Annotated in this window: 24 protein-coding genes; 3 read left to right on the forward strand and 21 right to left on the reverse strand. The window is 71.0% G+C overall.

The window, feature by feature from the left end:
• Positions 1-47 precede the first annotated feature (47 nt).
• From ACFYWM_RS13305 to ACFYWM_RS13325, 5 genes are all read right to left on the reverse strand, one after another.
• Entirely contained in the window at positions 48-1,922 is a 1,875-nt protein-coding gene (locus ACFYWM_RS13305; RefSeq protein ID WP_389913298.1) for an ABC transporter ATP-binding protein, read from the reverse strand.
• 171 nt (positions 1,923-2,093) lie between these two features.
• Positions 2,094-2,897: an enoyl-CoA hydratase/isomerase family protein gene (locus ACFYWM_RS13310; RefSeq protein WP_389913301.1), complete on the reverse strand. Its 804-nt coding sequence runs from the start codon at positions 2,895-2,897 to the stop codon at positions 2,094-2,096.
• A gap of 133 nt (positions 2,898-3,030) precedes the next feature.
• Positions 3,031-3,246 carry a helix-turn-helix domain-containing protein gene (locus tag ACFYWM_RS13315; protein WP_030904785.1) on the reverse strand — a complete coding sequence of 72 codons (216 nt, stop codon included), beginning with the start codon at positions 3,244-3,246 and terminating at the stop codon, positions 3,031-3,033.
• 114 nt (positions 3,247-3,360) lie between these two features.
• Positions 3,361-4,959, reverse strand: a complete 1,599-nt coding sequence (locus ACFYWM_RS13320; RefSeq protein ID WP_362685863.1) for an ABC-F family ATP-binding cassette domain-containing protein — start codon at positions 4,957-4,959, stop codon at positions 3,361-3,363.
• Positions 4,960-5,338: 379 nt separating this feature from the next.
• A complete protein-coding gene (locus ACFYWM_RS13325; RefSeq protein WP_389913305.1) occupies positions 5,339-5,995 on the reverse strand; it encodes an acVLRF1 family peptidyl-tRNA hydrolase in 657 nt (218 codons plus the stop codon).
• 131 nt (positions 5,996-6,126) lie between these two features.
• On the opposite strand from ACFYWM_RS13325, the gene ACFYWM_RS13330 reads away from it, so the two are divergent.
• The 3 genes from ACFYWM_RS13330 (at position 6,127) to ACFYWM_RS13340 (ending at position 9,626) form a co-directional block, all read left to right on the forward strand.
• Positions 6,127-7,224, forward strand: coding sequence for an EAL domain-containing protein (locus ACFYWM_RS13330; protein ID WP_389913308.1), 1,098 nt, complete (start codon positions 6,127-6,129; stop codon positions 7,222-7,224).
• Positions 7,225-7,396: 172 nt separating this feature from the next.
• Positions 7,397-8,725: an aminotransferase class V-fold PLP-dependent enzyme gene (locus ACFYWM_RS13335; protein ID WP_389913311.1), complete on the forward strand. Its 1,329-nt coding sequence runs from the start codon at positions 7,397-7,399 to the stop codon at positions 8,723-8,725.
• 49 nt (positions 8,726-8,774) lie between these two features.
• Positions 8,775-9,626 carry a siderophore-interacting protein gene (locus ACFYWM_RS13340; protein WP_389913314.1) on the forward strand — a complete coding sequence of 284 codons (852 nt, stop codon included), beginning with the start codon at positions 8,775-8,777 and terminating at the stop codon, positions 9,624-9,626.
• A gap of 125 nt (positions 9,627-9,751) precedes the next feature.
• Here the strand turns inward: ACFYWM_RS13340 and ACFYWM_RS13345 are convergent, their stop codons facing one another.
• The 16 genes from ACFYWM_RS13345 to sufU form a co-directional block, all read right to left on the reverse strand.
• Positions 9,752-10,357, reverse strand: a complete 606-nt coding sequence (locus tag ACFYWM_RS13345) for a DNA-binding response regulator (protein WP_389913317.1) — start codon at positions 10,355-10,357, stop codon at positions 9,752-9,754.
• 43 nt (positions 10,358-10,400) lie between these two features.
• A complete protein-coding gene (locus tag ACFYWM_RS13350; RefSeq protein ID WP_389913320.1) occupies positions 10,401-11,552 on the reverse strand; it encodes a sensor histidine kinase in 1,152 nt (383 codons plus the stop codon).
• Complete coding sequence (locus tag ACFYWM_RS13355; RefSeq protein ID WP_389913323.1) at positions 11,549-12,283, reverse strand: ABC transporter permease; 735 nt, start codon at positions 12,281-12,283, stop codon at positions 11,549-11,551. Before ACFYWM_RS13355 ends, ACFYWM_RS13350 begins: the two co-directional genes overlap by 4 nt.
• The gene (locus ACFYWM_RS13360; protein ID WP_389913326.1) at positions 12,283-13,167 is read right to left on the reverse strand and encodes an ABC transporter ATP-binding protein; all 885 of its coding nucleotides are present in this window, start codon (positions 13,165-13,167) and stop codon (positions 12,283-12,285) included. The genes ACFYWM_RS13355 and ACFYWM_RS13360 overlap by 1 nt, the downstream gene beginning before the upstream one ends.
• A 132-nt stretch (positions 13,168-13,299) precedes the next feature.
• A complete protein-coding gene (hisG, locus tag ACFYWM_RS13365) occupies positions 13,300-14,145 on the reverse strand; it encodes an ATP phosphoribosyltransferase (RefSeq protein WP_389913329.1) in 846 nt (281 codons plus the stop codon).
• Between the two features lie 60 nt (positions 14,146-14,205).
• Entirely contained in the window at positions 14,206-14,469 is a 264-nt protein-coding gene (locus ACFYWM_RS13370) for a phosphoribosyl-ATP diphosphatase (protein WP_012892448.1), read from the reverse strand.
• 157 nt (positions 14,470-14,626) lie between these two features.
• Positions 14,627-16,984 carry a glycoside hydrolase family 2 protein gene (locus ACFYWM_RS13375; protein WP_389913334.1) on the reverse strand — a complete coding sequence of 786 codons (2,358 nt, stop codon included), beginning with the start codon at positions 16,982-16,984 and terminating at the stop codon, positions 14,627-14,629.
• Complete coding sequence (locus ACFYWM_RS13380; RefSeq protein ID WP_389913337.1) at positions 16,981-17,961, reverse strand: ABC transporter ATP-binding protein; 981 nt, start codon at positions 17,959-17,961, stop codon at positions 16,981-16,983. Before ACFYWM_RS13380 ends, ACFYWM_RS13375 begins: the two co-directional genes overlap by 4 nt.
• A 15-nt stretch (positions 17,962-17,976) precedes the next feature.
• The gene (locus tag ACFYWM_RS13385; protein WP_389913340.1) at positions 17,977-18,918 is read right to left on the reverse strand and encodes an ABC transporter ATP-binding protein; all 942 of its coding nucleotides are present in this window, start codon (positions 18,916-18,918) and stop codon (positions 17,977-17,979) included.
• Positions 18,919-19,812 carry an ABC transporter permease gene (locus ACFYWM_RS13390; RefSeq protein WP_389913343.1) on the reverse strand — a complete coding sequence of 298 codons (894 nt, stop codon included), beginning with the start codon at positions 19,810-19,812 and terminating at the stop codon, positions 18,919-18,921.
• On the reverse strand, positions 19,809-20,804 hold the full coding sequence (locus tag ACFYWM_RS13395; protein WP_389913346.1) for an ABC transporter permease: 996 nt from the start codon (positions 20,802-20,804) through the stop codon (positions 19,809-19,811). The genes ACFYWM_RS13390 and ACFYWM_RS13395 overlap by 4 nt, the downstream gene beginning before the upstream one ends.
• Before the next feature lie 94 nt (positions 20,805-20,898).
• Entirely contained in the window at positions 20,899-22,689 is a 1,791-nt protein-coding gene (locus ACFYWM_RS13400) for an ABC transporter substrate-binding protein (protein ID WP_389913349.1), read from the reverse strand.
• Positions 22,690-22,849: 160 nt separating this feature from the next.
• The gene (locus ACFYWM_RS13405) at positions 22,850-23,536 is read right to left on the reverse strand and encodes an endonuclease/exonuclease/phosphatase family protein (protein WP_389913352.1); all 687 of its coding nucleotides are present in this window, start codon (positions 23,534-23,536) and stop codon (positions 22,850-22,852) included.
• A 384-nt stretch (positions 23,537-23,920) separates the two neighbouring features.
• Positions 23,921-25,633: a DEAD/DEAH box helicase gene (locus tag ACFYWM_RS13410; RefSeq protein ID WP_389913355.1), complete on the reverse strand. Its 1,713-nt coding sequence runs from the start codon at positions 25,631-25,633 to the stop codon at positions 23,921-23,923.
• 367 nt (positions 25,634-26,000) lie between these two features.
• On the reverse strand, positions 26,001-26,405 hold the full coding sequence (locus ACFYWM_RS13415) for a metal-sulfur cluster assembly factor (RefSeq protein WP_389913358.1): 405 nt from the start codon (positions 26,403-26,405) through the stop codon (positions 26,001-26,003).
• The gene (gene sufU / locus ACFYWM_RS13420) at positions 26,402-26,839 is read right to left on the reverse strand and encodes a Fe-S cluster assembly sulfur transfer protein SufU (RefSeq protein ID WP_389913361.1); all 438 of its coding nucleotides are present in this window, start codon (positions 26,837-26,839) and stop codon (positions 26,402-26,404) included. Before sufU ends, ACFYWM_RS13415 begins: the two co-directional genes overlap by 4 nt.
• Positions 26,840-26,948 lie beyond the last annotated feature (109 nt).

Raw genomic sequence — 26,948 nt, forward strand, 5'->3', positions numbered from 1 at the left:
ATCTAACACCATTGGGACCGGAAGATCCACTTGTCGGCCCGGGGGCGTTACGAGGTCTGGCTGAACTGGGTCCGGTAGAGCTCGGCGTAGACCGCCCCCATGGCCAGCAGCTCCTCGTGGCGGCCCCGCTCGACCACCCGGCCGTCCTGGATCACCAGGATCTGGTCGGCCTCGCGGACCGTGGAGAGCCGGTGGGCGATGACCAGCGAGGTGCGCCCGGCCAGCGCGATCTTCAGCGCCTGCTGGACGGCGGCCTCGGACTCGGAGTCGAGGTGCGCGGTGGCCTCGTCGAGGACGACCACGCGGGGCGCCTTGAGCAGCAGCCTCGCCAGGGCCAGCCGCTGCTTCTCCCCGCCGGACAGCCGGTGGCCCCGGTCTCCAACCACGGTCTCCAGGCCCTCGGGGAGGTCGAGGACCAGGTCGGAGATCTGGGCGGCCCGCAGGGCGTCCCAGATCTCCTCGTCGGTGGCCCCCGGCCTGGCGTAGCGGAGGTTGGCCCCGATGGTGTCGTGGAACAGGTGGGCGTCCTGCGTGACGACGCCCACGGTGTCGCGCAGGGAGGCCAGGGTGGCGTCGCGCACGTCCAGGCCGTTGACGCGGACCGCGCCCTCGCCGGCGTCGTAGAGCCGGGAGACCAGGCCGGTGATGGTGGTCTTGCCCGCGCCCGAGGGGCCGACCAGGGCGACCATCTCACCGGGGCGGGCGGTGAAGGTCACGCCGCGCAGCACCTCGTGGCCGGGCCCGGTGTCGGGGCGGGCCACCGCCTCCAGCGAGGCGAGCGAGACCTCCGAGGCCGAGGGGTATCTGAACCGGACGTCGTCGAACTCCACGGAGACCGGGCCGCCGGGAACGGGCCTGGCGTCCGGCCTCTCGGCGATCATGGGCTTCAGGTCGAGGACCTCGAAGACCCGGTCGAAGCTCACCAGCGCGGTCATCACGTCCACGTGCACGTTCGACAGGCTCGTCAGCGGGCCGTACAGGCGCATCAGGAGGGCCGCGAGCGCCACCAGGGTGCCGAGCTCGAAGACGTCGGAGACGGCCAGCACGCCGCCCACGCCGTAGACCAGGGCGGTGGCCAGCGCCGCGACCAGGCCGAGCGCGACGCGGAAGACCGTCCCGTACATGCCGACGGTGACGCCGACGTCGCGCACCCGCCCCGCCTTCTCGCCGAAGGCGGTGTTCTCGTCGGCCGGGCGGCCGTACAGCTTGGCGACCATGGCCCCGGCGACGTTGAACCGCTCGGTCATCATGGTGCTCATCTCGGCGTCGAGCTCCATCTGCTCGCGGGTGAGCCCGGACATCTTCCCGCCGACCCACTTCGCGGGGAGGATGAAGATCGGCAACAGCACGAGGGCGACGATCGTGATCTGCCACGAGAGCACCAGCATGGCGCCGAGGACCAGCACCAGCATGACCACGTTGGCCACGACCGACGACAGGGTGCTGGTCAGGGCGCGCTGGGCGCCGATGACGTCGGTGTTGAGCCGGGAGATCAGGGCGCCGGTCTGGGTGCGGGTGAAGAAGGCCACCGGCATGCGCTGGACGTGGTCGAAGACCTCGGTGCGCAGGTTGTAGATGAGGCCCTCGCCGATCCGCGAGGAGAACCAGCGCTGGACCAGGGTGAGCGCCCCGTCGACGACCGCCAGCCCCGCGATGACCAGCGCGAGGGCGACCACCACCTCCTGCCGCTTGGCGATGACGCCGTCGTCGATGATCGCCTTCATCAGCAGCGGGTTGGCGATCACGACGACCGAGCTGACCACGACCAGGGCGAGGAAGGCGGCGATGTGGCGCGCGAAGGGCCGGGCGTAGCGGGCGACGCGCCTGACGGTGCCCGGCGCGAGCCGCTTCTTGGTCACCGACCTGTCGCGCCGGAACGACATCATCGCCTGGGGGCCGAGGCCCCCGCCCATCATCGCCATACGGCCTCCTCTCCCGATGCGAGCATCGGGAGAGGCACGTTGATTCCCCTGTCAGCTTCGGGCGAACAACATCGGCACCGGGCGAACGGCACCCGGACGGGCCACCGGACGCCCCTCCCCGAGCAGGGCGGCCTACCCAAACCCCGAGCCATGGGCCACGAGCAGGGCGGCCTACCCGAAGAGCGCCTTGACGCGCCCCGCCTGCTCGTGTGCCTCGGCCGCGCACTGCTCCTCCAGCGTGCGCCCCGAAGCACCCTGAAGCAGCCGCTTGGTCGCCGTCGCGGCGTCGCGGTTGGTCGCCAGCAGCGCGTCGGTCAGGTCGCGTACGGCCTGCGTCAGCTCCTCCGGCGCGACGACCAGCTCGGCCAGGCCGATCCGCGCCGCCTCCTGCGCCCCCACGACGCGGGCGGTCAGGCAGATCTCGATGGCCCTGGACAGGCCCACCAGGTCGACCAGCGGCTTGGTGCCGGTCAGGTCGGGAACCAGCCCGAGGGCCGGCTCCTTCATGCACAGTTTGGCGTCGTCCGCCAGGACCCGCAGGTCACAGGCGAGCGCCAGCTGGAATCCCGCACCGACCGCGTGGCCCTGAACGGCCGCCACGGAGACGATGTCGGGACGCCTCAGCCAGAGAAAGCCCCGCTGGGCCCGCGCCACCCGCCCGGCGAAGTCCGCCTGGTCGAGTGTCGCGGAGGACGCGAACGACCCCTGCCCTGGAACCCCCTCCGGGGTGAACATCCTCAGATCGATCCCAGCCGAGAAGGACGGCCCCTCACCCCTGATCACGACGACCCTCACCTGCTGCGGCAGGCCGTCACCGATATGAGCCAGAGCCGACCAGGTAGCGAACGTCTGGGCGTTCCGCTTCTCCGGACGGTCCAGCGTGATCGTCGCGATCTCGCCGTCCACCTCGTAGCGCAGACCGACCTCCTTGAGAGAGATCTCCTCCGCACTCCCCCCGAACGCCACTTCCGCCATCGTCTGTTCTCCCACTCTCGGTGTCCGCCTCGCCCGAGCCTATCGACTCTCCAGAATGAGGTTCTACAGGTTCGGGCGGGGACGGCTTCAGAGTGGGGGACGAGCGGCTGCGGTCGCGCGTTCCGAGGCGGGGTCAGCGCTTGGACTTGCCTCGGGTGGCGCCGCCGCGCCCGCGCAGAGTCACGCCGGACTCGCTCAGGATGCGGTGGATGAACCCGTACGACCTGCCGGTCGAAGCGGCCAGGGCGCGGATGCTCTCACCCGCGCTGTAGCGCTTCTTGAGATCGGAGGCCAGTTTTTCACGATCGGCCCCGGTAACCCGGGTGCCCTTCTTCAGAGTCTCGGCCACGAGTACCTCCTGTAGTGCCAGACTTCCGCAGCGTTACACACGCCATGATCAGTCATTTCAGCGAGATCGGCTACCTACTCCACGGGAAAAGATCCGTACCCGCTCAAATTAAGATCAGGCAAGTGCCACAAGATCGGAAAATTCGTCGCTCCACGCGTCTTCAACTCCGTCAGGCAGCAAGATCACCCTATCGGGTCGTAGCGCCTCTACAGCACCCTCATCATGCGTGACAAGCACAATCGCCCCAGAATAGGACGTTAGCGCCGAAAGAACCTGCTCCCTGCTCGCCGGGTCGAGGTTGTTCGTGGGCTCGTCCAGGAGGAGGACGTTGGCCGCCGACAGCACCAGCGTGGCCAGGGCCAGCCGCGTCTTCTCCCCGCCCGACAGCACGCCCGCGGGCTTGTCCACGTCGTCGCCGGTGAACAGGAACGAGCCCAGGACCTTGCGCAGCTCCACGTCGGGAAGCTCTCCCCCGGCCGAGCGCATGTTCTCCAGCACCGTGCGTTCGGGGTCGATCGTCTCGTGCTCCTGCGCGTAGTAGCCGAGCTTGAGGCCGTGTCCCGGCTTGACCGCGCCGGTGTCGGGCTCCTCGATGCCGCCGAGGATGCGCAGCAGAGTGGTCTTCCCCGCGCCGTTCAGGCCCAGGATGACGACCCTGCTCCCCCTGTCGACCGCGGCGTCGACGTCGGTGAAGACCTCCAGGGAGCCGTACGACTTCGACAGCCCCTCCGCCATGATCGGGGTGCGCCCGCACGGGGCGGGCTGGGGGAAGCGCAGCTTGGCGACCTTGTCGCTGCGCCGCTCCACCTCCAGGCCGGACAGCAGGCGCTCGGCGCGGCGCTGCATGTCCTGGGCGGCCTTGGCCTTGGTGGCCTTGGCGCGCATCTTGTCGGCCTGCGACATCAGGGCCGAGGCCTGCTTCTCGGCGTTGGCGCGCTCGCGCCTCCTGCGCTTCTCGTCGGTCTCCCGCTGGGCCAGGTAGGCCTTCCACCCGACGTTGTAGGTGTCGATCACCGCACGGTTGGCGTCGAGGTGCAGGACGCGGTTTACCGTCGCTTCAAGAAGCGTGACGTCGTGGCTAATAATGATCAAGCCGCCCTGGTGAGATCGTAAAAAATCACGAAGCCACCCGATTGAGTCCGCATCTAGGTGGTTTGTCGGCTCGTCAAGAAGGAGAGTCTCCGCCCCGCTGAAGAGGATCCGGGCCAGCTCCACCCGCCTGCGCTGCCCTCCGGAGAGGGTCTCCAGCGGCTGGCCGAGCACCCGGTCGGGCAGTCCCAGGCTGGAGGCGATGGAGGCGGCCTCCGACTCGGCGGCGTACCCGCCCAGGACGTGCAGCCGGTCCTCCAGGCGCCCGTAGGCGCGGACCGCGCGGTCTCTCGTGCGGTCGTCGGCCGAGGACATCCCGGCCTCGGCCTCGCGCAGCTCGCGCAGCACCTGGTCGAGCCCCCTGGCCGACAGGATGCGGTCACGGGCGAGCACGTGCAGGTCGCCGGTGCGGGGGTCCTGCGGCAGGTAGCCGACCTCGCCGCTGATGGAGACCGTGCCCGAGGCGGCCGACCCCTCTCCCGCGAGCACGCGGGTCAGCGTGGTCTTCCCGGCCCCGTTGCGGCCGACGAGCCCGATCTTGTCGCCGGGGTTCACCCGGAAGGACGCGCCCTCGATGAGCAACCGGGCCCCGGCCCGCAGTTCGATGTCAGAAGCTACGATCATGGTTGGAGAACACTCCCAGCAGGAAATACACAGGCTCACTTCACTGTGGCCGAACCCGCCGCGCCCTGTGTCTCCCGGCTCTCGGCTCGGCCGTCTCGCCTTCATCGGGACGACGGTCAATCGGGAGTGCGCATACCGATCAGTGTACGGCGCGACACCGAGCGGCTTCTCCACGTTTTGAACGAGCCCCGCTTTCCCGGGCCCTGTTCCCTCAGGGTTCCCTCAGGCCCAAGCCCCGGGCACCGCTCCCCCGGGCCGCGCCCACCCGCGAACCGCGGGCCCCGCTCAGTGCCCGCTCAGCCGGGATCGCTCGCCCGGAACCCACCCGTCCGGACCCTGCCACGCGGTTCCCGGCCCCCCAGGTCGTTCCCGCGCCCGCTCAGCCGGGATCGCTCACCCTGATGCGGATCGCGCGGAACTGGGCGGGGGTGTCCTTGAGGATCACCAGCCGGGGGTCGGGAACGGTCAGGAAGGGCTCCGTCTCCAGCGCGAAGAGCGGCGCGAGCCTGCGGTCGGGCCGCAGCGCGTCGACCGCGCGCCGGTCGCCGCCCAGCACGACCGCCTCCAGCTCGCCCACGCGCGGGACGAGGATCCGCAGCGCCACCTCGGCCGCCGCCTCGTGCGCCTGGTCCACCTGCTTCTCCCTGCGCCGGGCGAAGCGCCGCTGCGACCAGCCGCCCGCCGCGCTGCGCCCGTGGACCTGCCGCGAGCCCACCTTGGAGGAGATCAGTTCCTCCCCCTGGAAGATCCCCGCCGCGTGGCCGCCCAGCCGTACCAGCAGCACGCCGATCCTGCGCTCGGTGCGCACGTGGGTGACCAGGCGCGCCATCGGGCCGCCCCCCGAGGAGACCAGCGGCGGGAACGGCACCTGGCACTCGGCGACCGCGCCGTCGGCCCCCTCCAGTCGTACGACGGAGTCCGAGGCCGTCACGTCGGGCGGGCCGTGCCGGTCGACGAAGCCGTCGATCCAGCGGTTCAGGCGCTCGGGCGCCACGGAGACCCAGCGGCCTCCCCCCTTGGCCGGTCGCGACGTCATGGAACGCGACACTACCGGCTGACCTCGCCCGACACACGATCTCGCTGGTCAAGTCCAACGAACGGCGAAATATGGGTGAACATCACAGTGCGTTACTTCTGTGACGGTAGAGAATGCCCCATGCTCGGAATGTGACGACCAGAGCGCGAACCATCCCGCAGGTCTCCGCGGCGGGCACGGGTGTCACGCCTGTCGTCGACCTCGACACCGGGGGCGTCATCGCCTTCCAGGCGAACGGCGAGGGCCGCGGGAACATCTCCTCCACCGCCCAGACGGTACGCGACGTCGCCGCGAGCGAGGTCCTGCTCCCCCTGGTGCTCACCCTGCCGACGGCCGCGGTGATCGGCGGCTCGGCCGCGCTCGCCCCGCTGCACGAGGCCCTGCGCGCCTCGGGCCGGCGCCCCGGCGAGGTGATCCTCACCGTACGGGGCGACTTCGGCCAGTTCGAGCGCCGCTCCCTGCTCACCGGCCTGGAGGGGCTGCGCGCCATCGGCTACCTCATCGCGGTCGGCGACCTGGGCACCGGGCACGTCCCGCTGGACCTGATCGCCGACGCGGCGCCGTACCTGGTGGTGATCTCACCGGAACTGATCGCCCAGGTGCCCCACGACCCGCGCCGCGCCGCGGTCGGCGAGGGCCTGGCGCGGCTCGCGCGGGGAACGGGGGCGCACGTGCTGGCCCCAGGAGTGCGGGACGAGGCGCAGCTCGCCGCGATCCGCGGCTGGGGGGTGCGGCTGGCCCAGGGCCCCCTGCTCATCCCCGGCCCGTCGGGACGGGTGCACGTGCCGCTCCCGGTCGTCGAGCAGGAACCCTCGCGGCTCATGCTCGGCCCGCGCGTCCACGAGTTCCTGCTGCCCGCGGTGACCCTCCCCTACGAGGCCACCGCCGAGGCCGTGATCGACGCCTTCGGCAGCGAGCCGTCCATCACCAGCGTGATCCTCGTCGACGAGTACCAGCGTCCCAGGGGCAGCCTCGACCGCAGCCGCTTCCTGCTGTCGATCGCCGGGCGCTTCGGTCACGCCCTGCACGGCAAGAAGGCCGCCGCGCGGCTGGCCGACCCCGTGCGCACGGTGCCCAAGACCACCCCCGCCATAGCGGCCATGCAGGTCGCGGGCCGCGACGCCGAGCGCGTCTACGACGACCTGGTCGTCACCGACGAGGTGGGGCGCTGCATGGGCATCGTCCGGGTCTCCGACCTGATCCGCCAGGTCGCCGCCATGCAGCGCTGAGTCCCTCTTCGCGCGTCGAAGGAACGGTCCTTTCTCTCACCCGGCGCCGACGCCTTTACGTTGTAGATTCGTAGATTCGCCGCACCCGCCCCGTACCCCTTGGCAGGCGCGCATGATCACGGTAGGAAGGGCACAGGGGGCGGGATGACGGCGAGGGGCGGCGAGGGCACGAATGGACGATCGCGGACCTCGGGTCGGGCGGCGCGGGCTGCTCGGCGCGGGACTCCTGGCCGGAGCCGGGGCCGCGCTGTCCGGCTGCACCCCCGGCGAGACCCCCTCCGCGCCGGCTCCCTCGCGACCTCCGCCGTTCGACCCCGCCAGCTGGGAGTCGGTGCGGGCCCAGTTCCCGCTCGACCCCTCCTACGCGCAGTTCGCCGCCTACGTCCTCGCCTCCCACCCGGCCCAGGTGCGCCGGGCGATCGAGGAGCACCGGCGCGGCCTCGACACCGACACCGACGCCTACCTGCACGGCGAGAACAGGGAGGGGGCGGTACGCGAGGCCGCCGCGGCCTACCTGGGCGCCGACGCCCCCGACGTCGCCCTCACCGACAGCACCACGATGGGCCTGGGCCTGCTCTACGGCGGCATGCGGCTGCTGCCCGGCCAGGACGTGCTCACCACCGAGCACGACTTCTTCGCCACCCACGAGAGCCTGCGGCTGCTCGCCGCCAGGACCGGCGCCGAGGTCCGCAGGGTGAGCCTGTACGACGACCCGGCCAGGGCCTCCGCCGACGAGATCGTCTCCCGGCTGAAGGCCGCGCTCACACCGAGGACCCGGGTGGTGGCGATCACCTGGGTGCACTCGGGCACCGGGGTGCGGATGCCGGTCAGGGCGATCGCCGACATGGTCGCCGAGGCCAACCGCTCCAGGGACGCAAAAGACCGGGCGCTGCTGTGCGTGGACGGGGTGCACGGCTTCGGCGCGATGGCCGACGGGGTGGAGGAGCTGGGCTGCGACTTCCTGGCCAGCGGCACCCACAAGTGGCTGTTCGGCCCCCGGGGCACCGGCATCCTGTGGGGCAGGGGCGAGGCCTGGCGGGCGCTGCTGCCGGTGATCGCGAGCTTCTCCAGCGTGACCGTCGACCCGGGCACCGGCGACGAGCCGTACGGCCCCGGCGGGCTCCTGCACACCCCCGGCGGCTACCACAGCTTCGAGCACCGCTGGGCGCTGGGCGAGGCGTTCGCCTTCCACCGGGCGATCGGCAAGGAGCGGGTCGCGGCCAGGATCACCGAGCAGGCCACCCGGCTCAAGGAGGGGCTCGCGAAACTGCCCAACGTACGGCTGATCACCCCGGTCTCCGCCGAGCTGTCGGCCGGGCTGGTCTGCTGCGTGGTCGACGGCATGGACGCCCCCACCGCGGTGGGCAGGCTCCGCCGGGACCACCGGATCATCACCAGCGCCACCCCGTACCAGGACGTCTACCTGCGCTTCGGTACCGGGATCGTCACCACCCCGGAGCAGGTGGACCAGGCGGTGAGGGCCGTGGCCGCCCTCAGGTGACGTATGGTACGAGTTAGGCTTACCTAACTTAGACCACACGGAGTGACATATGGCAGAAGACAGAGGCGAGCGCCGCACACCGAAGGTGAGGAGCGGCCTGGTCCGGCGGGTGGAGCGGCTCACCCCCCACATGATCCGGGTGGTGCTCGGCGGCGAGGGGCTCGCCGGTTTCCGCGCGGACGAGTACACCGACCACTACGTCAAGCTGCTGTTCGCCCCCGCCGGGGTGAGCTACCCCCGGCCGTTCGACGTGGAGGCGATCCGCCGCGACCTGCCCCGCGAGCAGTGGCCCACCACCCGCACCTACACCGTCCGCCACTGGGACGCCGACGCGGGCGAGCTCACGATCGACTTCGTCGTCCACGGCGACAGCGGCCTGGCCGGGCCGTGGGCCGACCGGGCCCGGCCGGGCGACGAGCTCCACTTCTTCGGCCCCGGCGGCGCGTACGCGCCCGACCCCGAGGCCGGCTGGCACCTGTTCGCGGGGGACGAGAGCGCGCTGCCCGCCATCGCCGCCTCCCTGGAGAACCTCCCCGCCGGGGCACCGGCCCGGGCCTTCATCGAGGTCGAGGGCCCCGAGGAGGAGCAGAAGATCGACTCCCCCGGCGACGCGCGGATCGTCTGGCTGCACCGCGGGGACGCCCCGTACGGCGAGAAGCTGGTCAGGGCGGTCCGCGAGCTCGACTTCCCCGACGGCGACGTGCACGCCTTCGTCCACGGCGAGGCGGGCTTCGTCCGCGACCTCAGGCGCCACCTGCGCGCCGAGCGCGGCATCCCGCTGGCGAGACTCTCCATCTCGGGCTACTGGCGCCTGGGCCGCGACGACGAGGCGTGGCGCTCCTCCAAGCGCGAGTGGAACGAGCAGATCGAGGCCGAGGAGGCCGCGACGCTCTCCTCCTGACCACCACCCGCTCGGCCAGGCCGGCGCCCGCACCGTCGAACCGGAACCGGCACGATCGAAGCCGGAACCAGGACGCCCGGAACCGGAACCGGCGGGCACGGGCGAAACCGGGACCGGCACGGGCGTCAGAGCCAGCCCTGGGTACGGGCGCGCTCGGCGGCCTCGGTGCGGTTGCGGGCGTGCGTCTTCCGGATGGCCGAGGAGAGATAGTTGCGCACCGTGCCCTCCGACAGGTGCAGCCTCCCGGCGATGTCGGCGATGCTGGCTCCTCCCGAGGCCGCGGCCAGGACGTCGCGTTCGCGGGCCGACAGCGGGTTGGGGCCCGCGCTGAGCGCGGCGGCCGCCAGGCCCGGGTCGATGACGCGCTCGCCGTCGCGGACCCGCCGGACGGCGGCGGCCAGCTCGCGGGCCGGGCTGTCCTTGACCAGGAAGGCCGTCGCGCCCGCCTCCATCGCCCTGCGCAGGTAGCCGGGACGGCCGAAGGTGGTCAGGATCATGACGCGGCAGCCGGGCAGCGCCTCCCGGATCCGTGCCCCCGCCGTGATGCCGTCCCCGCCGGGCATCTCGACGTCGAGCAGCGCGATGTCCGGCCGGGTCCTGAGCGCCACGGCGAGCGCCTCCTCCGCGGAGGCGGCCTCCCCCACCACCTCGATGTCGGGCTCCAGCCCCAGCAGCGAGGCCAGCGCGCCCCTGACCATCGCCTGGTCCTCCACCAGCAGCACCCGGATCATCGAACACCTCCCGTGCGGACGCCCCTCGCCCCGGCCCCCATGGTCACCCGGACCGGGAGGCCGAGGGCAGCGGGACCGAGACCCTGAGGGCGAAGCCGGTCTCGCGCGGCCCGGCGGAGACCGTGCCGCCCGCGGCCCGCACCCGCTCGGTGAGCCCGGTCAGCCCGCTGCCCGGCCCGTAGGGCGCCGCGCCGCGCCCGTCGTCCACGATGTCCAGGGTGGCGGCCTCCCCGCCGACGGTCACCTCGATCTCGCACCGGGTCGCCCTCGCGTGCCGGACGACGTTGGTGACGCCCTCCCGCACCGCCCAGCCGAGCAGCTCGTCCAGCGTGCCGGGCGGCGGGGTGCCCGCCAGCCGGATCGTCGCCCTCGTCCCCGCCGCCTCCAGCGCGGCGCGGGCGCCGTCCAGCTCGCCGGAGAGGCCGCGCTGCCGGTAACCGGTGACGGCGTCGCGCACCTCGACGAGCGCCTGCCTGGCCACCGACTCGATGTCGCGGATCTCCGCCACGGCCCGCTCCGAGCCGTTCTCCGCCAGCCGCCCGGCCAGCTCGCTCTTCAGCACGATGAGCGACAGGCTGTGGCCGAGCAGGTCGTGCAGGTCCCTGGCGATGCGCAGCCGCTCCTCGCTCGCGGCCAGCCGCGCCACCTCCTCCTGCGCCTGACGGAGCCGCACCACCAGCATCCGGGTGTTGCGCACCCCCATGAACAGGGCGCCGAGCGTGAGGACCTGGAAGACCAGCACCAGCGTGCCACCCGGGTCGTTCCCCCTCAGCAGGCCGACCAGCACGACGGTGACGACCATCGCCAGCACGCCCGCCACCGACAGCCGGGGACGCAGCGCCATGCTGTAGACCACGGTCATGTAGATCGGCAGGGTCAGCCAGCCGCCGCCGAGGGCCACCGCCAGGCCGACGCCCAGGAGCGTGGTCGCCCCCAGCAGCCAGTACGTCAGGGGGGTCGGGTCGCCGAAGTTCCTCGGGCTCAGCACGGTGGCGGTGTAGAGGCAGACGAAGACGGCGAGCCCGGCGCCTCCCCACAGGGCCCTGTCGCCGGTCACCTCGCCGGTGACGATCTCCAGCACCGGGAAGCACAGGTAGACCAGGCCGATGGAGATCCCCGCGAGCCGCCGCAGGCGGGACGGAGACTCGTCCGTCCCGCCGGAGGTGAGCAGCGGGAACGCCGGGAACGCCTTCACGACCGCGCGAGGGCCCGGCGGTAGGCGAACACCGCGGCGGCGCAGAGCGCGACGGTCCAGGCCGCGAGCGTCACCACGTCGGACGGCGGCGGCGCGTCGCCCGCGACGATGTGCCGGCCGATGTCGGCGTAGTGGAAGGAGGGAAGCACCTGGGCGACGTTCCTCATGGCCTCGGGCATGATCTCCACAGGGAACCACAGGCCTCCCAGGATCGCCAGCCCGAACATGCTGATCATCGCGACCGACTGGGCGGTGTCGCCCGTCAGCAGCGAGCCGATGACGAGGCCGAGCGCGGCGAACGGCACGACCCCGAGCCACAGCAGGAGGACCAGCGACAGCCACTGCCCCGCCGGCAGCCTGACGCCCTGGGTGAGGACCGCGGCCAGGCAGACCAGCAGCAGGGACGGCAGCACCAGCAGCAACGAGGAGATCAGCTTGACGACGATGATCGACCAGCCGCGCAGCGGGGTGACCCTCAGCTGGCGGAGCCAGCCGGACCGCCGTTCCTGCGCCCACGGCACGGCGGTGCTCATCATGGCGGCGGCGATCGCGCCGTACGCGCCCATGGAGACCATGAGGACGGCGGCGGCCCGCCCCCCGCCGATGCCGGCCCCGTCGCCCCAGATGCTGGAGAAGATCAGGTAGAACACCACGGGGAAGCCGACCACGAAGATGACGTAGCGCCTGTTGCGCAGCATCCGCAGCGCCTCGATCTTGACGTAGTTCGGCATCAGGACTCCCGGGTGAGCGCGAGGAAGGCGTCTTCGAGGTCGGTACCGGCGATGTCGAGGTCGCGGATCTCCAGCGAGGTGCCCCGGTACAGCGCCGCCACGGTGGCGTCCAGGTCGGTGGTGCGCAGGGTGGCGACGTCTTGGGAGACCTCCACGGCGGAGACGCCCGGCAGGCCGTCGAGGCCCGCGGCGGCCTGCCCGCCGAGGGTGAATCGAACGACCTGGCCGCCGATGCCCGCCTTGAGGTGGGCGGCGGTGCCGTCGGCCACGACCCGGCCCCGGGTGATCACGATCACCCGGTCGGAGTTCTCGTCGGCCTCCTCCAGGTAGTGGGTGGCGAACAGGACCGTGCGCCCCCCGGCCGCGTAGTCGCGCATGTTCTTCCAGAAGAGCAGCCGCGACTCCACGTCCATGGCCGCGGTGGGCTCGTCCAGCACCAGCAGCCGGGGCGCGCCCGCGACGGCGAGGGCGAACCTGACCCGCTGCGCCTGCCCGCCGGACAGCGCGCCCGCGCGCCGGCGCGCCAGGCCGGTGAGGTCGGCCATCCGCAGGATCTCCTCCAGGCCGAGCGGTTCGGGGTAGAGCCGCCGGACGAAGTCGACCGTCTCCCGGACGGTGAGCTCGGGCACGAGCTCACCGCTCTGCTGCATGGCCCCGACGTCGCCGCGGGCGACGGCCTCGCCGGGGGAACCTCCGAAGACCTCGACCCGGCCGCGGGTCGGGCTCGTCAGGCCGAGCAGCATGTTGATCGTGGTCGACTTCCCGGCCCCGTTGGGACCGAGCAGGGCGACGGTCCGGCCCACCTCCACGGTGAGGTCCAGGCCGTCGACGGCGAGCGTGCTCCCGTAGCTCTTGCTCACGTCGGTGAGCGCGATGGCGTCCATGCCCCAACGCTAGGAGCGCCCGGCGTGAATCCTCAGTGCCACTCCTCCGGGTCTGGCGGTGACATTTGTCAGATCAGCCGGGGCCGGCTCATGGGTACGCCGGTGTCCGCGCGAGGATACGCCGCTCCCGGCTCAGAGGCGGCAGGCGAAGATGGCGGTGACCAGGATGGCCTTGGCGCCCATCTCCCAGAGCTGGTCCATGATCTGCTGGTGCCCTTTGCGCGGGACCATCGCGCGGACCGCGACCCAGCCCTCCCGGTGCAGCGGGGAGACCGTCGGCCCCTCCATGCCGGGGGTGAGGGCGATGGCCTCCTCGATCCGCTCGGCGCGGATGTCGTAGTCCATCATCACGTAGTCGCGCGCCACCAGCACGCCCTGCAGGCGGCGGATGAGCTGCCTCAGGCCCGGGGGCTCCCCGGCGCCGACGCCCTTGATCAGCACACCCTCGGAGTGGGTGATCGGCTCGCCGAACACCTCCAGGCCGATGTTGCGCAGCGTGGTGCCGGTCTCCACGACGTCGGCCACGGCGTCGGCCACGCCCAGCCGGATGGCGGTCTCGACCGCGCCATCCAGCTTGATCACCCGCGCCTCGACGCCCTGCTCGGCGAGGTAGGACTCCAGCAGCCCCGCGTAGGCGGTGGCGACGCGCCTGCCCTTGAGGTCGGCGACGGAGTCGAAGTCGCCGGGGTTGGCGGCGAAGCGGAAGGTGGAGCGGCCGAAGCCGAGCGGGATGATCTCCTCGACCCGCGCACCGGAGTCGTGGAGCATGTCGCGGCCGGTGATCCCGGCGTCCAGGGTGCCCTCGCCGACGTAGACGGCGATGTCCTTGGGCCGCAGGAAGAACAGCTCGCAGGAGTTCTCCGGGTCGGCGACCACGAGCTCCTTGCTGTCCTTGCGGACGCGGTATCCGGCTTCCTTGAGGATCGTCTGGGCCCCCTCGGTGAGGGCCCCCTTGTTGGGTACGGCGAGACGCAGCATGGCTGGATTCCTTACGTGTGGACGGGATTGCCTACATGACCGGAAGCCGGGCGCACCGGCTCACAGATGCTTGTAGACCTCGTCCAGCCCGATCCCCTTGGCGATCATGAGGACCTGCACGTGGTAGAGGAGCTGGGAGATCTCCTCGGCCGCCCGCTCGTTCGACTCGTGCTCGGCCGCCATCCAGCTCTCGGCGGCCTCCTCCACGACCTTCTTGCCGATGGCATGGACCCCGGCGTCCAGCGCGGCCACGGTGCCCGAGCCCTCGGGCCGGGTGCGCGCCTTGTCGGACAGCTCGGCGTACAGCTCTTCGAAGGTCTTCATGATCTCTCTCGGCGTCGTCGGATGTGCCCGTCAAGACTAACGGGCCATCCGACCCCGGCGCGTGCCGGTCCACGCTCTGGGACGCCCGCCGCCCGCTCCTCGCCCCCCTCTTTACGGACGGTTCCCCCCGGACGGCACGGGATCTTCCGGAAGCGGCTCAGCCGTTGACGCAGCGCAGTACGGGGCGGGTGACGAGGGCGGCGGGGTCGGGTGAGCCGGTGACGTGGAAGGTGGCGCTCTCGCCGGGCAGCAGGGTCAGGAGCATGTCGTCGACGCTGGAGTGCGGGTCGAGGCGGTCGGGGAACAGGGCCAGGTCGCGCAGGAGGGTGCGGGCGGTGACGGTGACCTCCAGGCCGCCGGCCACCGGGGTGGTCTCGGTGTCGTAGGCGGCGGCGGGCAGGGCCAGATGGATGTCCTCGGCGAAGAATTGCAGGGTGCGGTGCTCGCCCAGCCGTACCGACAACACCTCGGCCGAGGGGTCTTTGGGGGCGGCCACCGCGTCCGGCAGCGGGAGGGTCGTCACCGAGCGGGGCGCCACCTCGACGGTGACGCTCTCCTTGGCCAGCGGTTGTCCGGTCAGGGCGAGCCGCCGGAGTTCCAGCTCGCCGCTCCAGGGGTCGGGGCTGTCGTTGATCACGGCGACGGTGCCCTCCTGGACGCTGAGCAGCCGGTCGGCGTAGAGGCGGCGCAGCGCGTACCACAGGGGTTTGCGGCGGCCGGCGCCGTCGACGGCGGCCCAGGAGGTGACCGGCCAGCAGTCGTTGAGCTGCCAGACGACGGTGCCGGCGCAGTGGGGGGCCAGGGCGCGGAAGCGTTCGATGCCGAAGGTGAGGGCGCGGGCCTGGTTGAGCTGGGTCAGGTAGTGCCAGTCGTCGAAGGAGTGTGGGGCCGGTAGGTGCCCGCTCAGGCCGCGCAGGAGTTTGGCGTTGCCCTCGTGGGCTTTTTGGTGGTGCAGCACCAGGGGGGCGTCGGGGGCCAGCTCGCCGCTGACGGCCTGGCGCAAGGTGGTGTGGGCCGGCGGGCCCTGGAAGCCGAACTCGGCGACGAAGCGGGGGGTGTAGGTGGCGTAGTGGGTGTAGTCCTCGCGGTTCCACACGTCCCAGATGTGGACGGTGCCGCGGGCGGGGTCGTTGGGCGCCAGGTCCGGATGGCCCGAATACGGGCTGCCGGGCCAGTAGGGGCGGGTGGGGTCGAGCTCGGCCACCAGCGCGGGCAGCAGGTCGTGGTAGAAGCCCGCCCCCCAGGTGCGATCGCCCAGCGTGTCTTGCCAGCCCCAGTCGGCGTGGCCTTCGAGGTTTTCGTTGTTGCCGCACCACAGCACCAGCGAGGGACGCCAGGCCAGCCGGGTGACGTTCTCGCGTGCCTCGGCCTCCACCTCGGTGGCGAAGGGTTCTTCTTCGGGGTAGGCCGCGCAGGCGAAGGGGAAGTCCTGCCACACCATCAGGCCCAGCTCGTCGGCCAGGTCGTAGAAGTCCTCGCTCTCGTACAGGCCGCCGCCCCACACCCGCAGCAGGTTGACGTTCGCACCGGTGGCCTGGCCGAAGCGCTCGGCCAGGCGGTCGCGGGTGACGCGGGCCGGGAAGCAGTCGTCGGGGATCCAGTTGACGCCGCGTACGAACACCGGGGTGTCGTTGACGACGACGGTGAACCCCTCGCCGGTCCGGTCCACGCGCACGTCGCGGAAGCCGATCCGCCGCGTCCAGGTGTCCTCGGCGCCCTGTCCGGACAACCCCACGGTCAGCTCGTAGCGGTCCTGGGCGCCGTACCCGCGCGGCCACCAGCGCCGGGGCTCGGGCACCCGCAGCCTCAGCACCGCCTCGCGCTCGCCGGGGGCCAGTACCGCCTCGGCCACCACCCCGGCCACCCGCGCGGTCACCGTGAGGGGGGCGTCACCGGCGCGCTCGACGGTGACGTGCGCCTCCACCCGGCCGTCCCCGCCGACCAGTGGCCGCACCGACGCGATCCGGGCCCCGCTCCACGAGTGCAGCCCGATGGGCCGCCAGATACCGGAGGTGACCACCGACGGACCCCAGTCCCAGCCGAAGTTGCAGGCCATCTTGCGAATGAACTGGTACGGCGCCTCGTAGCTGCCCGGACGGTCCCCCAGCTCGGCCCGCCGCGCCTCGGCGTACTCGACGGGGGAGGCGAAGCGCACCCGCAGCGTGTTCTCGCCCTCGCGCAGCAGCTCGCGTACCGGGAAGCGGTAGGAGCGGTGCTGGTTGGCCGTGGTCGCGACCAGGACGCCGTTGAGCTCGACGGTGGCGACGGTGTCCAGGCCCTCGCAGACCAGGTCGGTGCGCTCGTGGCCGTCGTCGTGCCAGGTGAAGGCCGTCTCGTACTCCCAGTCCGCGCGGCCGATCCAGGTGAGCCGGTCCTCGTTGTCGTCCAGGTAGGGGTCCTCGATGAGCCCGGCGGCCAGCAGGTCGGTGTGCACGCACCCCGGCACCGTGGCCGGGACGCGCGAGAGGCCCCCGCCCACCTGGTGAAGGGTCCAGCCGTCGTGTAGCGCCCTCAATTCACACTCCCCGTGGATGTGGTGTCGTCCCGCTCGGTCCGCTCGTCCCGCTCGGTCCGCTCGGTCCGCTCGGTCCGCTCGGTCCGCTCGGTCCGCTCGTCCTGCTCGGTCCGCTCGTCCGGCTTGTCCCGCCGGACGAAGTGGCCCGGCTCGGCCTCCACCAGTGTGGAGGGTCCTTCTCCCGAGACCCTCGCCGGGGCGGCCGGCTCGCCGTTCCACCGGGCGGTGAGCCTGGGCACCGACGACAGCAGCCTGGCCGTGTACGGGTGGAGGGGGTTGCCGAACACCATGCCGGTGGGACCGGACTCGACCACCCGCCCCCGGTACAGCACCACGGCCCGCTCGCTGATGTAGTTGCCCAGCGACAGGTCGTGGGTGACGAACAGCACCCCCAGGCCGCGCGACTTCAGGTCGGCGAGCAGGTTGAGGACGTCGATCCTGGTTGACGCGTCGAGCATGCTGGTGATCTCGTCGGCGACGAGGTACCGCAGGTCGAGCAGGAGCGCCCTGGCGATCAGCAGGCGCTGCAGCTGGCCGCCGCTGAGCTGGTGGGGGTAGCGGCCCAGGATCTGCCCGGGGTCGAGGCCGACGTCCTTGAGTGAGGTGTCGATCCTGCCGTCCCACTCGGAGTCGGCGACGCCGGGGAAGTACTCGTCCCTGATCATCCGGAGCACCCGGTCGGCCTTGAAGACCGGGTTGTAGCAGCTGAACGGGTCCTGGAAGACGCCCTGCACGTGCCGGTAGTACGCCTTGCCCGGCCGGGCGGGGGCCCCGTCGAGGGTGATCACGCCCCTCGTCGGGCGGAGCAGCCCGAGGACGGTCTTGCCCAGGGTCGTCTTGCCGCTGCCGCTCTCGCCGATGAGGGAGACCACCTCCCCCGGCGCCAAATCAAGGCTCACGTCGTCGACGGCGGTGAGGGTCGCGGTGCCGAAGGCACCCACCCGGTAGGTCTTGGTGACCCCTTCGAGACTCAGCATCGTCGAGAAATCCCTTCAGGCCTTCCAGCAGGCGACGTGGTGACCGGGGGCGACCTCGACCGGCGGGGGGTCCTCCGCGCACCTGCCGAAGGCGAGCGGGCAGCGGTCCCTGAACCGGCAGCCGGAGGGCGGGTCGAGCAGCGAGGGCGGCCTGCCGGGGATACCCGACAGCCTGCGCTCGGCGTGGCGGACGCCGACCTCGGGCAGCGAGGAGATCAGCATCCGCGTGTACGGGTGGCGCGGCTCGCCGACGATCACGTCCGCCGGGGCCTTCTCGGCGAGCCTCCCCGCGTACATGATCATGATCGTGTCGGCGATCTGGTAGGTGAGCGAGATGTCGTGGGTGATGAAGATCATGCTGCGCACGAAGCCCCGGTCCCTGAACTCCGTCAGCGTCCTGGCCACGGCCTTCTGGGTCGACACGTCGAGCGCGGAGGTGATCTCGTCGGCGATGAGCAGGGACGGGTCGAGCAGGGTGGAGACGACCATCACCATCCGCTGCTTCATCCCGCCCGACAGCTCGATCGGGTAGCGCCCCAGCACGTCGCGCGGCAGCTCGACCAGGTCCAGGCGGCGTTCCAGCTCGGCGACGTCGAGGCGCTCGCCCCGGGAGGCGAGCAGCTCGGTGACCATCCGGCCGATCCTCCTGGTGGGGTTCAGCGCGCTCATGGAGTACTGCGGGATGAGGGAGACCCGGCTGAAGCGGAAGGCGTTCATCCGGCGGTCGTCGCCGATCGGCAGCTCCTCGCCGTCCAGCTCGACGGTGCCCCCGGCCAGCCGCATCCGGCCGTCCATCCTGATGAGGCTTTTGCCGAGGGTCGTCTTGCCGCAGCCGGATTCGCCCGCCAGGCCGAGGATCTCGCCGTCGCCGACGTCGAAACTCACGCCGTCGAGCGCCCGCACCTCGCCGCGCAGCGTCCGGTAGTGGACCCGCAGGTCGTTCACGCGCAGAGTCATCTACAGCTCCCGCAGTTTCGGGTTGAACACCTCGTCGAGACCGACGTTCATCACGTAGAGGGCGCCGACGATGGCGGTGATCCCGGCCCCCGGCGGGACGAACCACCACCACATGCCCAGGTGCAGGGCGCTCCAGCGGGCCGCGTTGTTGAGCATCAGGCCGAGCGAGACGCCCTCGCTGGGACCGAGTCCGATGAAGTCGAGCGAGGCCGCGATCAGGACCGACCCGCCGAACAGCAGGATGAAGGTCATGAAGAGGTACGAGCTCATGTTGGGCGCGATCTCCCTGGCGATGATCTTCCAGGTGCGCACGCCGCTGAGCCGGGCCAGGTCCACGAAGTCGCGCGAGCGCAGCGAGAACGTCTGGGCCCTGATGGCCCTCGCCGCCCAGGGCCAGGAGGTGAGCCCGATGAAGAGCGCCTGCACGCCGACGCTGCGCACTCCGAGGTAGGCGTTGACGATGAGCAGCACCGCCAGCGCGGGCAGGACCAGGACGATGTTGGTGAGCATGTTCAGCACCTCGTCGACCAGCCCGCCCCGGTACCCGGCGGTGAAGCCGATCGCCATGCCGATGACCGCGGCGAGCCCGCCGCCGAGCGCCCCCACCTGGAAGGTGACGCTCAGGCCATGGACGAACTGGGCGAAGATGTCCTGGCCGAACATGGTGGTGCCGAACCAGTGCTCGGCCGAGGGCGGCGAGGCGGGGGTGGAGACGTAGGCGTTCGGGTCCCCCCCGGCGATCACCGGTGCGGCGACGGCGAGGACGAGCAGCGGGACCAGCACGACCAGCCCCGCCAGGAGCTTTCCGTTGCGCATCGCGAAGTACAGCCCCTCGCGGCGTCCGGTGTCCCTGTTCGGGCGCGGTTCCGCGGGCACGGCGGGCACGGCCGTCATGCCGCCTCCCCTCCCATCCCGATCCTGGTACGCGGGTCGACCAGGACGTAGACGATGTCGATGATGAAGTTGGCGATCAGCACGCCGACGACGATGAACAGGAAGGCCCCCTGCAGCAGGAAGAAGTCCTGGTTCTGGATCGCCATGAGGATCAGGTGGCCCAGCCCCGGATAGGAGAAGACGATCTCGGTGACCAGGGCTCCGGCCACGAGCACGCCGAGCTGCAGGGCCAGGCCGGTGATCTGCGGCAGGACCGCGTTCCTGAACGCGTAGCGCCGGATGAGCCGCCGCGAGGCCCCGAGCGAGGACAGGTAGGTGGAGTAGTCGGCCTCCAGCTCATAGATGATCATGTTGCGCATGCCGATCGCCCAGCCGCCGAACGCGACGAGGAAGAGCGAGGCGAACGGCAGGAACCAGTGCAGCGCCAGGTTCCCGGCGAACTCCCACGACCAGTTGGGCCGCATGGAGAAGCTGTAGCCGCCGGAGACCGGGAAGATCCCGGCCACGATGCCCAGCCCCCAGGCCATCAGGATGGCGAGCCACATGTACGGCGTGGCGGTGAGCACGTACCCGATCGGCAGGACCGTGTTGTCCAGCCACTTCCGCCTCGCCGCGAAGGCGCCGAACCTGTTGCCCGCCCACCAGCTGAGCAGGATGGACGGGATGAGCAGCGCCAGCGTGTACGGCACCGCCCGCACGATGACGTCGGTCACCGGGGTGGGGAACAGCCAGATGCTGGTCCCCAGGTCGCCCCGGAACAGCGCGGCCCAGAAGTTGGCGTACTGCCGCCAGAGCGGCAGGTCCAGCCCGAACAGGTTCGTGTAGTGGGCGCGCATCGCCTCCACGGCGGCGGGCTGCGACACGTTGGCCCTGGCCAGCATGCTCTGGACCGGGTCGCCCGGCATGAAGCGCGGGATCATCCAGTTGATCGTGACGGCCACGAGGAAGGTGAGCCCGTACACGAGCAGCTTCCGGCCGAAGTAACGTCGCACGCGATCCTCCAGAATCGGCGAGATGAACCCCTCCCCGCGCGCGCCCGGAAGCGGGTGAGGGCGGCGCGCGGGGAGGGGGTGAGGATCGCGGGGGTCAGCCTCCGGCGGGCTTCAGCTCGGTCAGGGTGAGCACCCCGCCCAGCTCCAGCCAGTTGCGCCACATGGTCGGCGGGGTCTTGGGGGTGCCCGCGGCCGAGGAGGGCCAGTTGGTCCAGGCCGCGTTACTGGTCTGCGCCCACAGGCCGTTGTACCAGAGGGGGATCACCGGCAGCTCGTCCAGCTGGATCCTCTGGATCTGCGAGGCGACCTGCTTCATGCCCTCGACGTCGTCGACCTTCCTGCCGTCGAGGTCCTGGACCAGGTCCCAGACCTTCTTGTTCTCGTAGCGGCCGAAGTTGACGGTGTTCTGCTGCTTGTTGACCGGCAGCCGGAACATATAGTCGTAGTACATCCAGGGGGTGTTGGACAGCTGCCGCTCGTTGTTGAGCAGCAGGTCGAACTTGCCGGACGTGCGCTGGTCGACCAGCGCGTTGTAGTCGGGGAACTCGGGGGTGAGGTCGATCCCGGCGGCCTTGGCGCCCTCGGCGATGACCCGGCTCGCCTCCATCCAGTCGGTCCACCCGGCCGGGACGATCACCTTCAGCGAGGCCTTGGAGCCGTCCTTGTTCTCCACGAACCCGTCGCCGTCGCCGTCCTTGTACCCGGCGTCGGCCAGGAGCTTCTTCGCCTTCGCGGTGTCGAACGCGAAGCCCTTCTCGCTCACCACGGCCTGGTCGACGTACTTGTCCCACTGCGGCAGCAGGCCGGTCGGGCTGGAGGCCTTGACCAGGTTGCCGTAGACGCCTTCGACGATCTTCTTGGTGTCGATGGAGTTGGCGAGCGCCTTGCGGAAGGCGGGGTCGTCCATCGGCTTCTTCGTGGTGTTGGGCACCAGGAAGGCGGTGTTGGCCGAGAGCATGTAGGGCGGTTCGGGATAGTAGGTCTGGACGCCGAAGTTGCCCTTGACGAGGTTGGCCACCCCGGGCAGGAAGTTGTTGCTGAGGTCCAGGCCCTTCTGCAGCAGCAGGCCCATCGCGACCTCGTTGCTGGAGTTGACGATGTCGACGATGTACTTGGGCTTGACGTCCTTGCCCAGCGCCGCCGTGGCCCACCAGCCGTCGCGCTTGACCCAGGCCATCCGGTCCTGGTCGTGGCTGTGGTAGGCGTACGGCCCGGTGCCGACCGGTTTCTCGTTGACGCCGTTCAGCACCTCCTCCTCGGAGAGGCCTCCCCAGATGTGCTTGGGGACGATCGCGTTGCCGTAGACCCAGTTGGCCCACTGCTGGTAGTTGGCCTTGTCGAAGGTGAACTTGACCGTGCCCGGGTCGACCGCCTCGACCTTCTCCAGCCAGTCCCACAGGTTGGCGTAGGGGACGGTCTTCATCTTGCCGAGCTCGACCGTGAAGACCACGTCGTCGGCGGTGAAGGGCTTGCCGTCGGCCCAGGTCACCCCCTGCCGCAGCTTGAGCTCGTAGGTCTTGTCGTCGGTCCAGGTGCCGCTCTCGGCCAGCCAGGGGGTGAACTTGTCCGTCTGGGGGTCGTACAGGAACAGGGTCTCGTAGACGAGCCCCTTGGTGCCGGTGGCCGAGTCCCAGGTCCGCAGCGGGTTCCAGTTGACCGGGGGACCCCACTGGGTGCCGCTGGTGTACAGGGTCTCGTTACGGGGGAACGCGGCGTTCGCGCCGCCCGCCCCGCCCGCTCCGGCCGAGGGGGCCGCCGCGCCGGAACTTTGCGGCGCCCCGCTCGGAGCGGACGGCGTCGTGGACCCTCCGGTGCACCCGGCCACGGCGGTGCAGGCCACGCAGGCCGCCGCCCCCAGGATCGCGAACCTTCGTCGAATCCGCATCGACAGTCTCCTCTCCTGCATGGGAGCGCTCCCAACCGATTTAAACGCGACCTCATGCGCTTGCTGAACCGGATAAGTAACGTGACCGTAAAGTCAATGTGTCTGTGCTGTCAATAGCGGCATGGACCGGTTCAGCTACAATCCCCGCAGCCGGGGCGCGTCAGGGCCTGGTGAGGGTCACCAGCAGCGCGGGGTGGTCGGTGTACCTCATGGAGATGACATCGGTGCGCTCGAAGCCCATGCTCGCCGCGAAGACGTGCTGCACGTCCCCGTCCCCCTTCCTGAAGAAGGGAGCGGAGTTGCAGTTCTGGACGTTCTGCCCGAACAGCGGCGCGTACCTCATGTTGAAGTCACCCCCCAGGAAGGTCGGCCTGGTCGCCGCGCCCCGGCCGCGCAGCATCGCGATGGCGGCCTTGCACTGCGCCATCGCGACGTTCCCCGTGGTCGACAGGTGGGTGGCGCAGCCGGTCAGGTCGGGGAACTCGGCGCACACGTAGACGCGCCTCTCGCTGCCGCCGTCCTGGGTGGCGTAGACGCCGGAGAAGTTCGTCGCCCCCGTGGCGCGGAAGAGCAGGCCGTTGCCGTACTCGTCCCCGTTGACGCAGCGCACCGGTGTGCCGTCGGGCCGCAGCGCCGGGGCGAACACCCGGTGACCGTCGCCCATCGAGGGGGCCAGCTGGGCCAGGTCGTCGCGGCAGATCTCGTTGAGCGTGACGGCCTGCGGCTGCCTGGCGCCGATGATGTCACGCGCCTCCTGGATGACATTGGCCCCGTTGAAACAGGAGGTGTTGACGCCGCTGTGGCAGAGGTTGAGCTGCAGGACGCGGTAACTCTGCGCCGTGGTCACGGAAGGACCAGCGGCGGACGCGGCGGACGCGGCGGACGCGGCGGACGCGGCGGACGCGGCGGACGCGGCGGACGCGGCGGGGACGGTGGCGGCAGTCCCGGCCGTGGCCAGCAAAACAACGAGGGGAAGGCGGGCGAGAACACGGAGGCTGGACCACGAAAGGCGCATTTATCCTCTTATCTCGGAGATTCCACACGCACCGGTTGATCGCGGAGACGGCTCGGGACGCTCGAAGCTGATGGGAAAAAAGGGGATATGAAGCCCATCATGACGACTGGATGTAGATCGTCAACCGCGTCCCGGCACCCGGCCGGGAAAGCCGAAGGGCCGGCACGGCGGATGCCGTACCGGCCCTTCAGGGTCCTACGAGGTGATCAGAGGCGATCAGCGGCCGTAGCGGCTGCCGCCACCGCGCGGGGCGGAGCCGCGGCCGTCGGCGCGGAACTCGCCGCCGCGGAAGCCGCCGCCCTGGCGGTCGCCGCGGAACGGCTCGCGCTCGCCCGCGGGACGCTCGGAACGGTAACCGCCACCGGCCGGGGCCGGACGGTCGGCGCGGAACGGCTCACGCCGCTCGCCACCGCGGTAGCCCCCGGTGGGACGCTCGGAGCGGAAGCCGCCGCCCGCCGGACGCTCGGAACGGTAACCGCCGCCGGCCGGGCGCTCGGAGCGGTACTGGCCGCCACCGGTGGCACCGGTGCCACGGCTGTCGTCACCGAAGGAACGCTCGCGGGGCTGCTGGCCCTCGCCGTGGGCGGGACGGTCGGAGCGGAAGCGGCGCGGGCCACGCCCGCCGCCACCGTTGCCGCCGAAGCCGCCGCGGCCCTGACGCTGCTTGGCGGCCGGCGCCGAGGGCTCCCAGACCGGGATCGGCTCACCGGTGGGCGTACGCGCGCCGGCGACCTCCTCCAGGCGCGGGTGACCCGGGGTGGCCTTGAGGCGGAACGGCTTGATGCCCGCGCGGCGGGTCATCGACTCGGTGGAGCGGCGCTCGTTGGGGAGCACCAGCGTCATGACGGTGCCCTTCTCCCCGGCGCGGGCCGTACGGCCACCGCGGTGCAGGTAGCTCTTGTGGTCCTGGGGCGGGTCGACGTGCAGCACGAGGCTGATGTTGTCGACGTGGATGCCGCGGGCCGCGACGTCCGTGCAGACCAGGACGTTGATCGTGCCTTCCTTGAACTCGGCCAGGATGCGGGTGCGCTGGTTCTGGCGCTTGCCGCCGTGCAGGCCGCCGGCCCGGATGCCGACCTGGGCGAGCTGCTTGCACAGCCGGTCGACCCCGTGCTGGGTGCGCACGAAGATGATGGTCCGGCCCTCGCGGTTGGCGATCTCGGCGGTCACCGGGAACTTGTCGTCGCGGTGCACCTCCAGCACGTGGTGCTCCATGGTGTCGACCGAGGAGGCGGCCGGGGCCATCGAGTGGGTCACCGGGTCGGTGAGGAAGCGGCGGACGAGCTTGTCGACGTCGCCGTCGAGGGTGGCCGAGAACAGCAGGCGCTGGCTGTCGGCCGGGGTCTGCTGCAGGATCGCGCTGACGACCGGGAAGAAGCCGAGGTCGCACATGTGGTCGGCCTCGTCGAGGATCGTCACCTGGACCTCGTCCAGCATGCACTCGCCCTGCTGCATGAGGTCGGTCAGGCGGCCGGGGGTGGCCACGACGACCTCGACGCCGCGGCGCAGCGCCTCGATCTGGCGGCCCATCGACATGCCGCCCACGACGGTCTTCATCCGCAGCGACAGGCCGCGGCCGAGCGGCTCGAGCGCGTCGGTCACCTGCATGGCGAGCTCGCGGGTCGGGACCAGGACGACGGCCAGGGGGTGGCCGGGACGGGCCTTGGCGCCGGCGATGCGGGTCATCATCGGAAGGCCGAAGGCGAGCGTCTTGCCGGAGCCGGTCTGGCCGCGGCCGAGAACGTCGTGACCGGCGAGAATGTCGGGGATCGTGGCCCGCTGGATGGGGAAGGGACTGTCGATGCCCGCACGCGAGAGCCCCGTCACCAGCGGCTTCGGCAGACCGAGGAGGGTGAACTCGGACACGCCTGCGGGGGCCGGGGAGATCTCGGTGATGTCGGTGATTTCGGGCAGAACAGCGTCAAGCATGGTCACGAAGACTCGTGCCTTTCGATAGAAGAACGGGGCACGTCACTTCTGCGAAAGGACGAGCCTGGAACGCACGGCCTGAGGCCGCGCTGGATCAACGCCCACATGGGGGCGGTAGTGCGGTGCAAGTCGAGGCGCACCGCACGGGGCGGGTCTAGCTTACCCGCACGCAGTCAAACCACGATCAAGCATACCCGGCGTTCGCAGTGCCGGGTTCGGTCGGGGCGTCCGGCATCGGCCGATCGCTTGTCCGTCGGTTGGAGTCAACACTCCTGGCCGGGCTTTTCTTCCCGGCCTCCGAAATCCTCTCACACAATTGGGTACGGCCCGAACCCCGGGGGGTGCGAGCCGTACCGGAAAGCACTTCTCAGACGTTGAACCCCAGCATGCGGAGCTGCTCGCGTCCCTCGTCGGTGATCTTGTCCGGGCCCCACGGCGGGAGCCACACCCAGTTGATCTTCACATCGGAGACCATGCCCTCCAGGGCCGAGTGCGCCTGGTCCTCGATGACGTCGGTCAGCGGGCAGGCCGCGCTGGTCAGCGTCATGTCGATGGTGGCGACCGGCAGGGCGGCGCCATCGCCGCCCTCGCCGCCCTCGGCGTTGCCGGCACCGGCCTCGGCGGCGTCGAGGTGGAGCCCGTAGATCAGGCCCAGGTCGACGACGTTGATGCCGAGCTCGGGGTCCACGACGTCCTTGAGAGCCTCCATGACCTCGTCATGGGTGGTGTCCCCGTCGTAGGCCGTGGTGGGGGTCTCTACAGCCTTGCTCATTCGGTGCTCCTCACGACCGCGTCCTTGTAGGCCATCCACGCCAGTAGCGCGCACTTCACCCGGGCGGGGAACTTGGCGACCCCGGCGAAGGCGACGGCGTCGCCCAGCACGTCCTCGTCCGCCTCCACCTTGCCCCTGCCCTGCATGAGCCGGGTGAACTCGTCCACGACGCCGAGGGTGTCGCCGACGGTCGAGCCGGTGGCCAGCTCGTGCAGCACGGAGGCCGCGGCCTGGCTGATGGAACAGCCCTGCCCGTCGTAGGAGACGTCCTCGACCTTGCCTCCGTCGCCCAGCTTCACACGCATGGTGATCTCGTCACCGCACGTCGGGTTCACATGGTGGACCTCGGCGTCGTACGGATCGCGGAGCCCCCTCCCCTGCGGGTGTTTGTAGTGCTCCAGGATCAGCTCCTGGTACATGGACTCGGCGATCATAGGGTCGTGCTCACCTTCTCGTTCGCTGCGCCGTGCGCTCGCGCGTCGCCGGACGCCGTGCGGCGGGCGCCGCGCGCCCGCCGTTCGCCCGTCCGCCGGCTCGACTGCT

Source organism: Streptosporangium sp. NPDC002721, from assembly GCF_042888905.1.
In the GTDB taxonomy this organism is placed as follows: Bacteria; Actinomycetota; Actinomycetes; order Streptosporangiales; family Streptosporangiaceae; genus Streptosporangium.

Excerpts from the sequence above, each read along its gene's own strand:
- ACFYWM_RS13305 (WP_389913298.1), bottom strand. The coding sequence starts at position 1,922 with ATGGCGATGATGGGCGGGGGCCTCGGCCCCCAGGCGATGATGTCGTTC.
- ACFYWM_RS13310 (WP_389913301.1), bottom strand. The coding sequence starts at position 2,897 with ATGGCGGAAGTGGCGTTCGGGGGGAGTGCGGAGGAGATCTCTCTCAAG.
- ACFYWM_RS13320 (WP_362685863.1), bottom strand. The coding sequence starts at position 4,959 with ATGATCGTAGCTTCTGACATCGAACTGCGGGCCGGGGCCCGGTTGCTC.
- ACFYWM_RS13325 (WP_389913305.1), bottom strand. The coding sequence starts at position 5,995 with ATGACGTCGCGACCGGCCAAGGGGGGAGGCCGCTGGGTCTCCGTGGCG.
- ACFYWM_RS13335 (WP_389913311.1), top strand. The coding sequence starts at position 7,397 with ATGGACGATCGCGGACCTCGGGTCGGGCGGCGCGGGCTGCTCGGCGCG.
- ACFYWM_RS13340 (WP_389913314.1), top strand. The coding sequence starts at position 8,775 with ATGGCAGAAGACAGAGGCGAGCGCCGCACACCGAAGGTGAGGAGCGGC.
- ACFYWM_RS13345 (WP_389913317.1), bottom strand. The coding sequence starts at position 10,357 with ATGATCCGGGTGCTGCTGGTGGAGGACCAGGCGATGGTCAGGGGCGCG.
- ACFYWM_RS13355 (WP_389913323.1), bottom strand. The coding sequence starts at position 12,283 with ATGCCGAACTACGTCAAGATCGAGGCGCTGCGGATGCTGCGCAACAGG.
- ACFYWM_RS13360 (WP_389913326.1), bottom strand. The coding sequence starts at position 13,167 with ATGGACGCCATCGCGCTCACCGACGTGAGCAAGAGCTACGGGAGCACG.
- hisG (WP_389913329.1), bottom strand. The coding sequence starts at position 14,145 with ATGCTGCGTCTCGCCGTACCCAACAAGGGGGCCCTCACCGAGGGGGCC.
- ACFYWM_RS13370 (WP_012892448.1), bottom strand. The coding sequence starts at position 14,469 with ATGAAGACCTTCGAAGAGCTGTACGCCGAGCTGTCCGACAAGGCGCGC.
- ACFYWM_RS13380 (WP_389913337.1), bottom strand. The coding sequence starts at position 17,961 with ATGCTGAGTCTCGAAGGGGTCACCAAGACCTACCGGGTGGGTGCCTTC.
- ACFYWM_RS13385 (WP_389913340.1), bottom strand. The coding sequence starts at position 18,918 with ATGACTCTGCGCGTGAACGACCTGCGGGTCCACTACCGGACGCTGCGC.
- ACFYWM_RS13390 (WP_389913343.1), bottom strand. The coding sequence starts at position 19,812 with ATGACGGCCGTGCCCGCCGTGCCCGCGGAACCGCGCCCGAACAGGGAC.
- ACFYWM_RS13400 (WP_389913349.1), bottom strand. The coding sequence starts at position 22,689 with ATGCGGATTCGACGAAGGTTCGCGATCCTGGGGGCGGCGGCCTGCGTG.
- ACFYWM_RS13410 (WP_389913355.1), bottom strand. The coding sequence starts at position 25,633 with ATGCTTGACGCTGTTCTGCCCGAAATCACCGACATCACCGAGATCTCC.
- ACFYWM_RS13415 (WP_389913358.1), bottom strand. The coding sequence starts at position 26,405 with ATGAGCAAGGCTGTAGAGACCCCCACCACGGCCTACGACGGGGACACC.
- sufU (WP_389913361.1), bottom strand. The coding sequence starts at position 26,839 with ATGATCGCCGAGTCCATGTACCAGGAGCTGATCCTGGAGCACTACAAA.